This is a genomic window from Rhizobium sp. PP-F2F-G48 (assembly GCF_004342335.1).
Lineage (GTDB): Bacteria > Pseudomonadota > Alphaproteobacteria > Rhizobiales > Rhizobiaceae > Ferranicluibacter.
In genome coordinates this window covers 118,573-132,120 of sequence record NZ_SLVH01000008.1, presented here as the reverse complement: position 1 = coordinate 132,120, position 13,548 = coordinate 118,573, and the positions used below count along the sequence as shown (strand labels likewise).

General features: G+C 64.6%; 11 protein-coding genes. 6 read left to right on the top strand and 5 right to left on the bottom strand.

The window, feature by feature from the left end:
* Positions 1-184: 184 nt before the first annotated feature.
* Both C8J36_RS17930 and C8J36_RS17925 read right to left on the bottom strand, forming a co-directional pair.
* The gene (locus tag C8J36_RS17930; protein WP_132536759.1) at positions 185-1,978 is read right to left on the bottom strand and encodes a GGDEF domain-containing protein; all 1,794 of its coding nucleotides are present in this window, start codon (positions 1,976-1,978) and stop codon (positions 185-187) included.
* Positions 1,979-2,096: 118 nt separating this feature from the next.
* Positions 2,097-3,497, bottom strand: coding sequence for a helix-turn-helix transcriptional regulator (locus C8J36_RS17925; protein WP_132536758.1), 1,401 nt, complete (start codon positions 3,495-3,497; stop codon positions 2,097-2,099).
* Between the two features lie 126 nt (positions 3,498-3,623).
* Here C8J36_RS17925 and C8J36_RS17920 point away from each other — a divergent pair, with 126 nt between their 5' ends.
* Positions 3,624-5,216, top strand: coding sequence for an isocitrate lyase (locus C8J36_RS17920; protein ID WP_132536757.1), 1,593 nt, complete (start codon positions 3,624-3,626; stop codon positions 5,214-5,216).
* Between the two features lie 143 nt (positions 5,217-5,359).
* Here the strand turns inward: C8J36_RS17920 and C8J36_RS17915 are convergent, their stop codons facing one another.
* The 3 genes from C8J36_RS17915 to C8J36_RS17905 are packed head-to-tail and all read right to left on the bottom strand — an operon-like array spanning position 5,360 to position 8,104.
* Positions 5,360-6,499 carry a mandelate racemase/muconate lactonizing enzyme family protein gene (locus C8J36_RS17915; RefSeq protein ID WP_132536756.1) on the bottom strand — a complete coding sequence of 380 codons (1,140 nt, stop codon included), beginning with the start codon at positions 6,497-6,499 and terminating at the stop codon, positions 5,360-5,362.
* Positions 6,500-6,513: 14 nt separating this feature from the next.
* Positions 6,514-7,434, bottom strand: coding sequence for a dihydrodipicolinate synthase family protein (locus C8J36_RS17910; RefSeq protein ID WP_245506613.1), 921 nt, complete (start codon positions 7,432-7,434; stop codon positions 6,514-6,516).
* A gap of 1 nt (position 7,435) precedes the next feature.
* Positions 7,436-8,104, bottom strand: a complete 669-nt coding sequence (locus tag C8J36_RS17905; protein WP_245506612.1) for a GntR family transcriptional regulator — start codon at positions 8,102-8,104, stop codon at positions 7,436-7,438.
* A 156-nt stretch (positions 8,105-8,260) separates the two neighbouring features.
* Between C8J36_RS17905 and C8J36_RS17900 the strand changes: the two genes are divergently transcribed.
* From C8J36_RS17900 to C8J36_RS17880, 5 genes are read left to right on the top strand one after another with little or no spacing between them, the layout of a single operon-like run.
* The gene (locus tag C8J36_RS17900; RefSeq protein ID WP_132536754.1) at positions 8,261-9,856 is read left to right on the top strand and encodes an ABC transporter substrate-binding protein; all 1,596 of its coding nucleotides are present in this window, start codon (positions 8,261-8,263) and stop codon (positions 9,854-9,856) included.
* A gap of 39 nt (positions 9,857-9,895) precedes the next feature.
* Positions 9,896-10,963: an ABC transporter permease gene (locus tag C8J36_RS17895; RefSeq protein WP_132536753.1), complete on the top strand. Its 1,068-nt coding sequence runs from the start codon at positions 9,896-9,898 to the stop codon at positions 10,961-10,963.
* A 2-nt stretch (positions 10,964-10,965) separates the two neighbouring features.
* Complete coding sequence (locus tag C8J36_RS17890) at positions 10,966-11,877, top strand: ABC transporter permease (RefSeq protein WP_062597292.1); 912 nt, start codon at positions 10,966-10,968, stop codon at positions 11,875-11,877.
* The gene (locus tag C8J36_RS17885) at positions 11,870-12,730 is read left to right on the top strand and encodes an ABC transporter ATP-binding protein (protein ID WP_062597205.1); all 861 of its coding nucleotides are present in this window, start codon (positions 11,870-11,872) and stop codon (positions 12,728-12,730) included. Before C8J36_RS17890 ends, C8J36_RS17885 begins: the two co-directional genes overlap by 8 nt.
* Before the next feature lie 8 nt (positions 12,731-12,738).
* A complete protein-coding gene (locus tag C8J36_RS17880; RefSeq protein ID WP_165915107.1) occupies positions 12,739-13,530 on the top strand; it encodes an ABC transporter ATP-binding protein in 792 nt (263 codons plus the stop codon).
* Positions 13,531-13,548 lie beyond the last annotated feature (18 nt).

Genomic DNA, 13,548 nt, shown 5'->3' with positions numbered 1-13,548 from the left:
TCGGTTGCGTCGTCGTCGGGGCTTGTGTCCCTCCATAGCGCAAAACGCGCGCCGGGGCCCCTCCCTTCACCCCTGGCGCACGCGGCCACTGCCAGCAGAGGGGATCGCAAGAGCCGAAGAGGGCCGGGAAGACCGGCGATGCTGGCATCGTCTCTGCCGCACGGCGCGGCCGACCCTTTCCGCGTCAGGCCAGCCGGTCGGTCACCAGACCCGAGCGGCTGGCCTTGGCGCGACTTTTCAGTTCGGCGACGCGGGTGGTGACGGCGTTGATGTCCGTGAGGATCTCACCCTCGTCCAGCACGAGAACGCCGACGCTGCAGCGCATCAGCGGGTAGGTCTGCTCCGTGCCCGTGCGATCCTGCCCGGTGATGACGCCGCGGCGGCGGTCGTCCTCGGGGTAGAGATCCCTGACCTCGTCGGCAAAGCCGCGCAGGAGCCGCGTCAGCACCTCGGCCACAGCGTCCGGTGAGACGTCCGACAGGCCGACGAAGAAGTCGTCGCCGCCGACATGGCCGACGAAATCGCCGTCGCCGATGAAGTGGCGGCGCAGGAGGGCGGCAAACAGGGTGATGGCGGCATCGCCGCGGTGGAAGCCGTAGCGGTCGTTGAAGGGCTTGAAATTGTCGAAATCGCAGTAGCAGAAAAGGCGCGTCCGGTCGCCGTCGAGCATGGCCTCGTGCACGTGATCGCGGATGGAACGGTTGCCCGGCAGGCCGCTCAAGGGGTTCTGGTCGCGCGCGAAGGTCAGCTGCTTCTCGCTGATGATGCGCAGCAGCGAGGCGGAGGAGAGCACGCCGGCATAGCGCATGTTCTCCGTCAGGATCAGGCAGTCGCTGCCGTTTGCGCCGGTGAAGATATCGAGCATCTCATGGGCCGGCATGTTGACGTCGGCCACCGGTGCCGGCGTGGAAAAGCTCGAAACGCGGCGCTGATAGTCCTTGTTCTGCAGGAGATCCCGACCGAACGGGTGGTAGATCATCTCCTTCAGGTGATATTCGTGAATGATGCCGCGCGGCTCGTTGTTCGCGTTCACGACGGGAAAGAAGGCCTGACGGGGCGACGTGCGGAACAGCTCGAAGATCGTGTCGAGGCTGGCGCTTTCCTGCACCGTCGGCAGAGGCTCGACCTGTCTGCGGATCAGCACGCTATCGGCCGAGGCCGTGCGCCGCCGCGTATCGTCGGCCTGGACGAGATGCGGATAGCTCGGTTTCAGATCCGCATGGCAGACGGTCGGCAGGGCGACGAAATAGCCCTGCAGCAGGTCGCAGCCGAGATCGCGGCAGATGTGGAACTCGGCCTCGGTCTCCACGCCCTCGGCGATCACGCGGGCGCCGAGCTTGTGCGCCATCGTCACGATATGCTTCACCAGTTGCCGGTTTCGCGGCAGGCTCTCGATCTTCGAGACGAAATGGCGATCGATCTTGAGGTAATCGACGGTCGCGCGCGACAGGAGATGCAGGCCGCTATAGCCCGCGCCGAAATCGTCGATCGCCAGCTTGAAGCCGCGCTGCCGCAGCCGGTCGAGCAGCGTGTCGAAGGCGGCGATCGTCTCGCTGTCGTGCCGCTCCGACAATTCGAAGCAGAGGCTGGAGGGCGAAATGCCGATGCGCTTCAGATGGGCGTCGAGCCGGTCGAGGATCGCCTCGTCATGGACGCCGATCAGCCGCGTGTCGAAATTGATGAAGAGGGTGCGTTGGTGAACGCCGGGGAGGGCGGCAAAGGCGGCAAGCGCCCGGCCGATGACCATATGCTCCAGCGCCAGAAGCTCGCCGGTTTCCTGCGCGCGGTCGAGGAGCGCCAGCGGTGACGGGAAGCCGAGCCGATCGAAGCCCCGCATCAGCGACTCGTAACCGAAGCAGATCCCGGTCGTCGCCTCGACGATCGGCTGCAGGGCCGTTTCCATCACGCGTTTCGACAGGGGGACGATCGGTTTGCGGCCCGGGCGACGGGGCGAAAACGTTTCCAGCTGGGCACTCATCGCGGTCTCCGAAAGCGGTCGTGACCGACCTTGGCAGCGGGAACTGAACGTTTGGTTTGCGGAGTGTGACATTTTCGTGAAGATGCTTATATATCAGCGGAAACCGATGCTTGCCCGTTCAGGTGTCGGCAAAGCCGAAGGGGGCGGCGGTGCGGCGATAGTCGTCGATGAGGATCTGGCGGCCGATCGGGGGTTCCGCGCGCGAGGTGCAGGTGGCCCGCTGGCAGAGGCGGCAGGCGATGCCGACCAGCGTCGGCGTGCGGTCGCTGTCGGGCCTGGTATAGACGAGGCGATCGGCATGCTGGGCATCGCAGACCAGCGCCACGGCCCGGTCGACCCGCGTGACGCCATGGGCGCCGCCGCCGGCGCTGACCGTGCGGGCGATCGAGAAGAAGCGCTGGCCATCGGGAAATTCCAGCCACTGGGTGAGGATCTCGCCCGGCATGCGAAAGACCTGATGCACGTTCCAGAGCGGACAGCCGCCACCCGAGGCCGAAAAGGGGAAATGCGCGCCATCCAGCCGCTTGGACACGTTGCCGGCCGCATCCAGCCGGATGAAGAAGAACGGCACGCGCTCCTGTCCCGGCTTCTGCAGCGTCGTCAGCCTGTGCGCCGTCTGCTCGAAACTGGTGACGAACTGGCGCGACAGTGCGGCGAGATCGTATCGCCGCGTTTCCACCGCCTTGGCAAAGGCGGTGTAGGGCATCAGAAGGGCGGCGGCGGCATAGCTTGCCAGCGCGCGGCGGGCGAGCCGGGCACTGGTTTCCGATTGGAAATGCCCCTCCTCGACCGCATCCGCGATCTCCTTGCCGAATTCGAGATAGGCGAGCTGCTGGGCGAGCTGGAACTGCTGGCTTGCCATGTCGAGCGATTCATCGAGCAGGATCTGCTTGCGGTGCAGGTCGTGACGCCGCAGCGAGTCCGACATGATGGAGGAGGGCAGGCGGCGGATGCGCAGGCCGTGGCGTTCGAGCAGATAGGGCGGGATGCCGCCTTTGTCCTGCACCGTCGCCGCGAGCTTTTCCGCCACCGTGTCGAGCATGGGAAAGCTGTTGCGGCGGGCGGCGAGAAAACGGCGCGTCGCGGCCACCGGATCGACCGCCTCCGGCCTCTGGGCGCCCTGTCCCGGCAGGCGCTCGGCCAGCGCGATCTGCTCCTCGCGATAGGCCGTGTAGAGCCGCAGCAGCGCCTCGCTGAAGCCGGGAAAGCCGTTTGCGACCTCCGAGATCTCGGTCGTCGAGAGATCGATGTCGGCAAAGATCGGGTCCTTCATGACGCTCTGCAGCCGCGCGGAATGATCGGCACCGCCATCGCCGGCAAGCTCGGCCATGTCGATCTTGTAGGAACGCGCCAGCCGCAGCAGCACCTCCGCCGTCACCGGGCGGTGATTGCGCTCCATCAACGCCACGTAGGACGCGGAGATTTCGAGGTCCCCCGCCATCTCCGACTGGGTCAGCCCGAGATTGCGCCGCAGCCGCCGCAGGCGCGCGCCCACATACACACCCTGCTTCTCCGACATGGCGTTCTCCATCCTTACAACATTACAAGCAAAATTTGTAAGGTTTGACAAGTGCACACCGAAGGCCCTGACATTGACCTCACGGCTGCCCTACACCGGGTCCATCGACATCCAAGGAGCATTCTCATGGCCTACAAGACCGACATCCGGCAGATCGAAGACCTGATTGCCGAAAACGCCACCTGGAGCGGCATCACCCCGGAGGCCGTGACCCGGATGCGGTTGCAGAACCGCTTCAAGACCGGCCTCGACATCGCGCGCTACACCGCCGACATCATGCGCCGCGACATGGCCGCCTACGATGCCGATCCGGCCAACTATACCCAGTCGCTCGGCTGCTGGCACGGCTTCATCGCCCAGCAGAAGATGATCTCGATCAAGAAGCATTTCGGCACGACCAAGGGCCGCTATCTCTACCTCTCCGGCTGGATGGTCGCGGCGCTGCGCTCCGAATTCGGCCCGCTGCCGGACCAGTCCATGCATGAGAAGACCAGCGTTCCCGCGCTGATCGAGGAGCTCTATACCTTCCTGCGGCAGGCCGATGCCCGCGAACTCGGCATGCTGTTCCGCGAGATCGATGCGGCCCGCGCGGCCGGCGACATCGCCAGAGAGCGCCAGCTGCAGCACGCGGTCGAGACCTACCAGACCCACGTCGTTCCCATTATCGCCGATATCGATGCCGGGTTCGGCAATGCCGAGGCGACCTATCTTCTGGCCAAGAAGATGATCGAGGCCGGCGCCTGCGCGTTGCAGATCGAAAACCAGGTTTCCGACGAAAAGCAGTGCGGCCACCAGGACGGCAAGGTCACGGTTCCCCACGAGGATTTCATCGCGAAGATCCGGGCCTGCCGCTATGCCTTCCTCGAACTCGGCATCGACAACGGCATCATCGTCGCCCGCACGGACTCGCTCGGCGCGGGCCTCACCAAGCAGATCGCCGTCAGCACGCAGGCCGGCGATATCGGCGATCTCTACAATTCCTATCTCGATTGCGAGGAGGTTGCCGATATCAGCTCGCTCAACGGCGATGTCATCATCAACCGCGGCGGCAAGCTGATGCGCCCGAAGCGCCTGCCGTCCAACCTCTACCAGTTCCGCGACGGCACGGGGGCCGACCGCTGCGTCCTCGATTGTATCACCTCGCTGCAGAACGGCGCCGACCTGTTGTGGATCGAGACGGAAAAGCCGCATATCGAGCAGATCGCCGGCATGGTCGATCGCGTTCGCGCCGTCGTTCCCGATGCGAAGCTGGTCTACAACAACTCGCCCTCGTTCAACTGGACCCTGAACTTCCGCCAGCAGGTGTTCGACGCCTGGAGCCAGGCGGGCAAGGACGTCTCCGCCTACGATCGCGCCCGGCTGATGAGCGTCGATTACGACGCGACGCCGCTCGGGCAGGAAGCGGACGAGCGCATCCGGACGTTCCAGCGCGATGCGGCCGCGCGCGCCGGCATCTTCCACCACCTGATCACCCTGCCGACCTACCACACGGCGGCCCTGTCGACGGACAATCTGGCGAAGGCGTATTTCGGCGAGGCCGGCATGCTCGGCTATGTCAAGGGCGTCCAGCGCAAGGAGATCCGCGAAGGCATCGCCTGCGTCAAGCACCAGAACATGGCCGGCTCCGACCTCGGCGACGACCACAAGGACTATTTCGCCGGCGAAGCGGCCCTGAAGGCCGGCGGCTCGCACAACACGATGAACCAGTTCGCGGCCTGAGGACCGCACCACACCACACCACGCGGGGCACGGGCAAACCGTGTCCCGCGTGTCATCATCCGAAAGCGTTGACGGTGCGCGCGCATGGGGGTCCCCGGCGCGCGGGTCGTCTTATCCGGCCGGTGCCCGGCGCGCGCGCCGCGTCATGGATAGGCCGTCGATCCATCGGGTTTGCGGGTGATCTTGCGCTCCCAATGGACATAGTCGTCCTTGGCAAGACACGCCTCGTCGATTTCGAGACCCCATCCCGGGCGATCGGGGCGCAGCTCCATATGTCCGTCGACAGGCATGTAGGGGTCGAGTGCCCAGGGTGCGTGCACGTGCGGCTTGAATTCGAGGATCTTGAAATTGGGTTGGGCCGCGCAGAAATGGATATTGACGGCGGTGGCCAGCGGACCCATCGGATTGTGGGGCGCGACCGTGACGTAGTGGGCCTCGGCAAGGGTGGCGATCCGGCGCATTTCCGTGACGCCGCCGACGACGCAGATATCGGGCTGGATGATGTCGGCACCCCGTGCGTTGAGCAGTGCCAGAAACTCGAAGCGGGAATAGAGGGATTCGCCCGTCGCGAGCGGGACGTTGATCTTGGATTTCAGTTCGCTCCAGGCGGGTATGTGCTCCGGCCGGATCGGCTCCTCGTAGAACAGCGGATCATGGGAGGCGATGGCGGCGGCAAGCTGGATCGCCTGGTAGGGCTCGAAGATCTTGGCATGCGCGTCGAAGGCGAACTCGAAATCCGAGGGCGTTATCTCCCGGATGCGGCCGAAATAGTCGCCGGTTTCCCGCACCAGTTCGCCCCAGCGCCCCTTGTGCAGGTCCCGCCGGTAGGGGCTGATCTTGAAGGCCGTATAGCCATAATCCTCGTGCAGCTGCAGGGTCTGGTCGCGCGCATGCTCCGGGTCGGGCGCGGTGTAGACGCCGCAGTAGACCTTGACGCGGTCGCGGACATTGCCGCCGAGCAGCATGTAGACCGGCAGGCCGGCCGCTTTTCCGGCGATGTCCCACAGCGCATGATCGATCGCCGAGATGGCGGCGAGACCGAGCGCCCCCGGCGGAAACCGGCATTGCTGGTTGAGCTTCAGGACCAGGAACTCCACGCGGCGCGGGTCCTCGCCCTCGATCTGGTGGAACAGGTAGTCCAGCAAGGGCGGCAGCGCGAGATCGGGGCCGTGATTGTAGCACTCGCCCCAGCCGGAAATGCCTTCGCTGGTCTCGATCTTCACAAGCAGCCGCGGACGTTCGTCCACCCGCTGCATATAGGTTTTCAGACTGGTGATATGCACGTTTCGGTCTCCGGTCAGGCGGCGCGGGTTTCGGTATCGACGCGATCGACGATCGCGCGCAGCAGGGAGCGCTCGTCGCTCGTCAGGGCTGTCACGCCGGGAACCCGCACGGGGCCGACATCGGTGCCCAGCATGCCCAGCGCCTCTTTCACCACGGTCACGTTGGCGCCGTTGTTGTACTTGGTGCGCAGCGCCTCGAAGCCGGCAATGCCGTCGATGAGCGTTCGGGCGGCCGGATAGTCTCCCGCCTCCAGGGCGCGGTGGATCGCGTGGCTGCGCTCCGGGAAGACGTTGACCAGCCCGGAGGTGAAGCCCCGCGCGCCGAGCGCATAGAAGGCGGGCGCCCATCCTTCGGCCAGGCCGCAGACCCAGATCGCCGGCGCGTCGCGCGTGGAGCGGATGATGTCGGCAAGCAGCATGAGATTGGTGGACGCGAACTTGATGCCGGCGATGTTGCCGTGAAGGGCGAGGGATCGGAAGTCATCGATGGAAAAACTGTCGCTGCGCACATAGGCGATCAGCGGGACGGTGGCGGCATCGGCGAGATCGAGAAAATAGCGGGCCTGGTAACTCGGTCCGGCAAAGGGATCCATCGGATGATGCCCCATGATGGCATCCGCCCCTTCCGCGATGGCGTCACGCGCAAGCGCCTTCGCCTCCGAAAGGGACCGACCCACGGCCGCGCTGACGAGGGTCTGCTTGTTGGCCGCATGGATGGTGACGCGGTGTACCTCGCGGACTTCCTCCATCGTCAGCGTGAAGAACTCGCCGGTGTTGCCCGCAGCCATCAGGTTGTGGACGCGCGCGGCCGCCAGGCGCTCGATGAGGTCTGTCAGTTTCCGGGTATCGACGCTGCCGTCGGGACGATAGGGGGTCACCGGAACGCCGGAAATGCCGGTGAGGGCCGTCCGAACGGCCTGAAGCGTGTCAGTCACATCAACTCTCCTTGTTACCGAATACGATGGCGAGATAGGTCTCGCCGGAGCGGACCACATGGTCGCGCATCGTGCGCTCCGCCCGATCCGCATCGCCGGCCGTGATCGCGGCCGCAATCGCGGCATGTTCCCCAAAAGCCTTTTCGCGCTCTGCGGGATCCGAATGAATGATGCGGCGGGTGCCGGCATCGTAGAACTGCTGGCGCTCGATCAGCTTGCCGAGATAGGCACAGCGCGATGCGATGTGGATCTGGTCGTGAAAGGTCTCGTTGAGCAGGATCAGGCTATCGACATCGCCGCTGTCCGTCGCCTCGCGCATCCGCTTGACCGTCGCCGCCAGCGCCGTTCCCTCTTCGCTCTCCCGGCGCTTGGCGGCGAGATGCGCGATCATCGATTCGAGCGCCGCCCTCGCGAGGATCATCTCCTCCGCCCAGGTCGCGTTGAAACGGACGATGACGCCCCGGCGGGGCTGCGTCTCGACCAAGCCGTCGGACTCCAGCTGGCGCAAGGCCTCCTTGATCGGCGTCGTGCTCACGCCGAGCTGTTCGGCGAGTTGCCGCTCGTTCAGCTTCTGCCCGAAGGCGAAGCGCCCGCCGATGATCGCCGTGCGCAGGCTGCGGTGCACGTGATCCCGCAAGGTCGCGAAGACCCGGGGGTCGAGCTTCGACATTTCGTCACCGCGATCATCCGTCGTGTTTTGAGCCATGATGTCGAGAACCCCGTTGACGTCCATCCCAATTTGTGAAATCTGATATATCAAATTTCAGATCGTTGTCGATATGAAAGTTTGCAATCATGAGGTTGAGGAGCCTCGGAGGAGACGGACATGAACAAAGCCCCTATCATCGCACTGGCGACCGCGACCGCGCTGTCCCTCTTTGCTGCACCGTTTGCGGCCGCGGCCACGCCCGCAGACCAGTTGGTCCTCGCCTCCAACATGTCGTCGATGCGCGGATTGGATCCGCACGAGCTGAACCAGCTCGAATCGGCCGAAGTCGTTGCCAATCTCTACGAGCGGCTCGTCGTCCTGGCGGCCGACAAGATCTCCGAGCCGCAGCCGGGCCTTGCCGAGAGCTGGTCCGTCTCGCCGGATGGAAAGACGTTCACGTTCAAGATCCACTCCGGGGTCACGTTCCATTCGGGCAATAGCCTGACGGCCAAGGATGTCGAATGGTCGCTGCGCCGCCTCGTGAAGCTCGGGCTCGCACCCTCCACCGATCTTCGCCAATGGGGCTTTTCCGCCGACAATGTCGACACGCTGATCCGTGCGACGGACGACGCCACCCTGGTGGTCGAGACGCCCGAGGTCTGGAATGCCAACCTCATTCTCTTCTCGCTTGCAAGCTTCTCCACCTCCATTCTCGACAGCGCGTTCCTGGCCGACAAGGAGAAGGACGGCGATATGGGGCGGGCCTATCTGCAAACGGCGGATGCCGGTTCGGGGCCTTACGCCCTGCGGTCCTGGCGGTCGAACGAGCTTCTGATCGCCGATGCCTTCAAGGATTACTGGCAGGGGGCGCCGGCCATGCGCCGGGTTCTGATCCGGCACATGCCGGAGTCTTCCGCCCAGCGCCTTCAGATCGAGGCCGGTGACATCGATGTCGCCACGCGCCTGTCGTCCACCGATCTCAACGCGCTCGACGCGGGCGGCAAGGTGACCATCCAGAAGACGCCCGGCTTCGGCTTCTACTATCTCGCGCTCAACCAGAAGGACGAGATTCTCTCCAAGCCCAAGGTCCGCGAGGCCTTCCGCTACCTCATCGACTATGACGGCCTTGCCGGTACCGTCATGAAATATTACGGCGTCAAGCAGCAGACGATCGTCCCTGCCGGCCTGCCGGGCGCATCGAGCGAAAACCCGTACACGCTGGATATCGACAAGGCGAAAGCCCTGCTTGCCGAGGCGGGCTATCCCGACGGCTTCTCCAAGGTCTATTACGCGACGCCGGTCACGCCCGAATACGAGGTCGCCCAGTCGCTGGCCGCCAATGCGGCGAAAGCCGGCATCAAGCTCGATCTTCAGGGCGGCGACCATATCGGCAAATTCCGGGCGCGGGACTTCGAACTGTTTTCTGCCCGCTCCGGCGAACGCCTGCCCGATCCGCATGCCGTGCTGAACTCCTACGCCACCAATGCGGACAATGCCGACGCGGCCAAGCTCACCGGATTGCTCGCCTGGCGCTCCGCCTGGGATGTGCCCAGGGAGATCCAGGACATGGTGACGGCCGCAGCCCACGAGACCGACGCGTCCAAGCGCGCGGATCTCTACACCCGGATCAATGCCGCCTATCTCGCAGCCTCTCCAGCCCTGATCACCTCTTTCCAGCGGACGGACGCCAAGGCCGTGCGCAATCTGGTCAAGGGCTATGTCGGCCACGCCACATGGCTCACCCGCTGGGACACGGTCACGAAGGCCGAATGACGATCGGGATCGCCGTCATCGATCAGGAAGGAGACCGTCGTGAGCATCACTCAGACCACTGAAAGCAGGCTGCCGGACAGATCGGCGCTGCTCACCGGGGCCGGCAAGCTGGCGGCGTCCCTCGGCGTCATCGCAACGACCTTGCTCGGCCTTCTGGTGATCACCTTCGTGATCGGCCGCATGGTGCCGGCCGACCCCGTCATCGCGGTGATCGGCGATCAGGCCGATCAGGTGACGTATGATCGCGTCTACAAGGAAATGGGTCTCGACCAGCCGCTCTATGTCCAGTTCGGCACCTATCTCGGCGATATCGCCCATCTCGATTTCGGCCAGTCGCATGTCACCAAGAACCCGGTCGCAAGCGATCTGGCGCGGGTGTTCCCGGCAACGCTGGAACTGGCGACGCTCGCCACGCTGATCGGGGCGGGCTTCGGGGTGCCGCTCGGCGTCATCGCCGCCGTGCGCAAGGGCACCTGGGTCGATCATGTCGCGCGTGTCGTCGGGCTGCTGGGCTATTCCACGCCGATCTTCTGGCTCGGCACCATCGTCATTCTCGTGTTCTACGCGACGCTCGGCTGGATACCCGGCGGCGGACGCATCGATATCTACAATGAAGGACTGGTCGACGGGCCGACCAACTCCCTGATCGTCGACGCGCTGCTGGCGGGCGAGTGGGAGGTTTTCTGGAGCGCCCTTCACCATGTCGCGGCGCCGGCGATCATTCTCGGCTATGCCGCCATGGCCTATCTCAGCCGGATGAGCCGGAGCTTCATGCTGGAGCAGCTTCGCCAGGAATATATTCTGACGGCCCGGGCCAAGGGCCTCGGCCAGCGCCCCATCGTCTGGCGGCATGCGTTCCGGAACATCCGGGTCCAGCTTCTGACCGTCGTCGCGCTTGCCTATTGCGGCCTCCTGGACGGGACGGTGCTGATCGAGACCGTGTTTTCCTGGCCGGGCCTCGGCCAGTATCTGACCTCGGCTTTGTTCTTTGCCGATATGAATGCCGTGCTCGGCAGCGTTCTCCTGATCGGTCTCATCTCGATTGCGGTCAATCTTCTCTCCGACATCGTCTATCGCTTCATCGATCCGAGGACCCGGTCATCATGACAATCCGTTCCGGCACGTTCCACAATCTGCACGACTGGCTGATCCGCGAAGACTTCACCTCCACCCGGCAGGCGCGCCTGCACAAGGCCTATGTCGGCTGGTTGAGCCTCGTCGCCAATCCGCTGGCGCTGCTTGGCCTGATGGTCATCGTGCTCCTCGTGGGCCTTGCGACGCTTGCGCCCGTTCTCACCGTTCACGATCCGCTCGCCCAGGATCTCACCATGGCGCTCAAGGCGCCGTCTCTCCTCCACTGGTTTGGAACCGACGAGTTCGGGCGGGACGTCTATGCCCGTCTGATCTACGGCGCCCGCACCACGCTCTACATCAGCATTCTCGTCACCGTCATCGTCGCGCCGATCGGCTTCGTCATCGGCGCGACGGCGGGCTATCTCGGCGGCTGGGTCGATACGGTGCTGATGCGGATCACCGACATCTTCCTGTCCTTTCCCTCTCTCGTTCTGGCGCTCGCCTTTTCCGCAGCCCTCGGACCCGGCATCGAAAACGCCGTGATCGCCATCGCGCTGACCATCTGGCCGCCGATCGCGCGCCTCGCCCGGGCGGAAACCCTGACCTTCCGCAAGGCGGATTTCGTGGTGGCGGCCGAACTTCAGGGCGCGGGGATGGCGCGCATTCTTTTCCGCCATATCGTGCCGCTCTGTGCGCCATCGATCATCGTGCGGCTGACGCTCAACATGTCGAGCATCATCCTGACGGCCGCGGGTCTCGGATTTCTCGGCCTCGGCGCGCAACCGCCAATGCCCGAATGGGGCGCGATGGCGGCGTCCGGCCGGCAATATCTGCTGGACGCCTGGTGGCTGACGACCATTCCCGGCATCGCGATCCTCGTCGTCAGCCTTGCCTTCAACCTTCTGGGAGACGGTCTCCGTGACATTCTGGACCCGCGCAATGCCTGATCCATCACCGCTGCCCGTGGACCCGATCCTGACGGTGCGCAACATGTCGGTGGGCTTTCCCTCGCTTTCGGGCCTGGTTCCTGCCGTTCGCGACATCTCGTTCTCCGTCGGGCGCGAAAAGATCGGCATCATCGGGGAAAGCGGCTCCGGCAAGAGCACGACAGGCCGCGCCATCATGCGCCTGCAGCCGCCGGGCGCGGTGGTCGAAGCCGACACGTTGCGCTTCGAGGAGATCGATCTCCTGAAGGTCAGCGAGAAGGAGATGCTGTCCATCCGGGGGCGGCGCATGGCGATGATCCTTCAGGATCCGAAATATTCGCTCAATCCGGTGATGACGGTGGGCGAGCAGATCGGCGAGACCGTGATGCTGCACGAGAAGGTGTCCCGCAGGGTCGCGCGGGAGCGCACGCTCGGCATGCTGGAGCGTGTCCAGATCCGCGACCCGCGTCGGGTGTTCGATCTCTATCCGCATGAAGTGTCCGGCGGCATGGGACAGCGCATCATGATCTCGATGATGCTGATCGCGTCGCCCTCGCTCATCATTGCCGACGAGCCGACCTCCGCGCTGGATGTCACCGTTCGCCAGCAGGTTCTGAGCATCCTCGACGATCTGGTGACCGAGCGCGATATCGGTCTCATCTTCATTTCGCACGATCTCAACCTCGTGCGCAGCTTCTGCGACCGCGTCATCATCATGTATGCGGGGCGGATCGTCGAAACGATCGCGGCGGCCGATCTCGATCAGGCGAAGCATCCCTATACACAGGGGCTCCTCAACGCCTTGCCGAGCCTCGACCGCCCACGCGACAGGCTCGACGTTCTCGCGCGCGATCCTGTCTGGCTGGAGGGCTGAGCATGTCCATGATCTCTGTCGACCATCTTGCCGTCTCCTATGGCAGCCCGAGCCGACCGACCCGCGTGGTGAACGACGTCTCCTTTTCGGTCGGCGCCAACGAGACCTTCGGGCTCATCGGCGAGAGCGGCTGCGGGAAATCGACCATCCTCGGTGCGCTTGCCGGGCGCAACACACACTGGACGGGCCACATCACGATCGACGGTGAGACGATCGGCGCCAAGCGCACGCGGGCGCAACTGGCGCTCCAGCAGATGGTCTTCCAGGATCCGTTCGGCTCCCTGCACCCGCGCCACACGATCGGCCGCATCCTGCTGGAACCGCTGGAAATCCACGGGCTCGACGACCGGCAGACCCGGGTCGAGGCCGTGCTCCGCGATGTCGGCCTTCCCGTCAGCTTCCGCTACCGGTTTCCGCACCAGCTTTCCGGCGGCCAGCGACAGCGCGTCGCGATCGCCCGCGCGCTCATCCTGAAACCGCGTATCCTGCTCCTCGACGAACCGACCTCCGCCCTCGACGTGTCGATCCAGGCCGAGATCCTCAATCTGCTGAAGGATCTGCGGCAACTAGAGAACCTGACCTTCATCCTCGTCAGTCACGACATGGCGGTCATCGCCCATCTCTGCGACCGCGTCGCCGTCATGCAGAACGGGGTCTTCGTCGAGACGGTGACGAAGACGCAGATCCTCAACGGAGAGGTCACCCACCCCTATACCAAGGTGCTGATGGACGGGAGCAGAGGCTACACGCCGCGGAAGCCGGCAACTGATCTTCAGATCTCGGCCGAGGCGCAGGGCTGAGCGACACGCAACGACGAA

Excerpts from the sequence above, each read along its gene's own strand:
- C8J36_RS17920 (WP_132536757.1), top strand. The coding sequence starts at position 3,624 with ATGGCCTACAAGACCGACATCCGGCAGATCGAAGACCTGATTGCCGAA.
- C8J36_RS17925 (WP_132536758.1), bottom strand. The coding sequence starts at position 3,497 with ATGTCGGAGAAGCAGGGTGTGTATGTGGGCGCGCGCCTGCGGCGGCTG.
- C8J36_RS17885 (WP_062597205.1), top strand. The coding sequence starts at position 11,870 with ATGCCTGATCCATCACCGCTGCCCGTGGACCCGATCCTGACGGTGCGC.
- C8J36_RS17905 (WP_245506612.1), bottom strand. The coding sequence starts at position 8,104 with ATGTCGAAGCTCGACCCCCGGGTCTTCGCGACCTTGCGGGATCACGTG.
- C8J36_RS17900 (WP_132536754.1), top strand. The coding sequence starts at position 8,261 with ATGAACAAAGCCCCTATCATCGCACTGGCGACCGCGACCGCGCTGTCC.
- C8J36_RS17930 (WP_132536759.1), bottom strand. The coding sequence starts at position 1,978 with ATGAGTGCCCAGCTGGAAACGTTTTCGCCCCGTCGCCCGGGCCGCAAA.
- C8J36_RS17880 (WP_165915107.1), top strand. The coding sequence starts at position 12,739 with ATGATCTCTGTCGACCATCTTGCCGTCTCCTATGGCAGCCCGAGCCGA.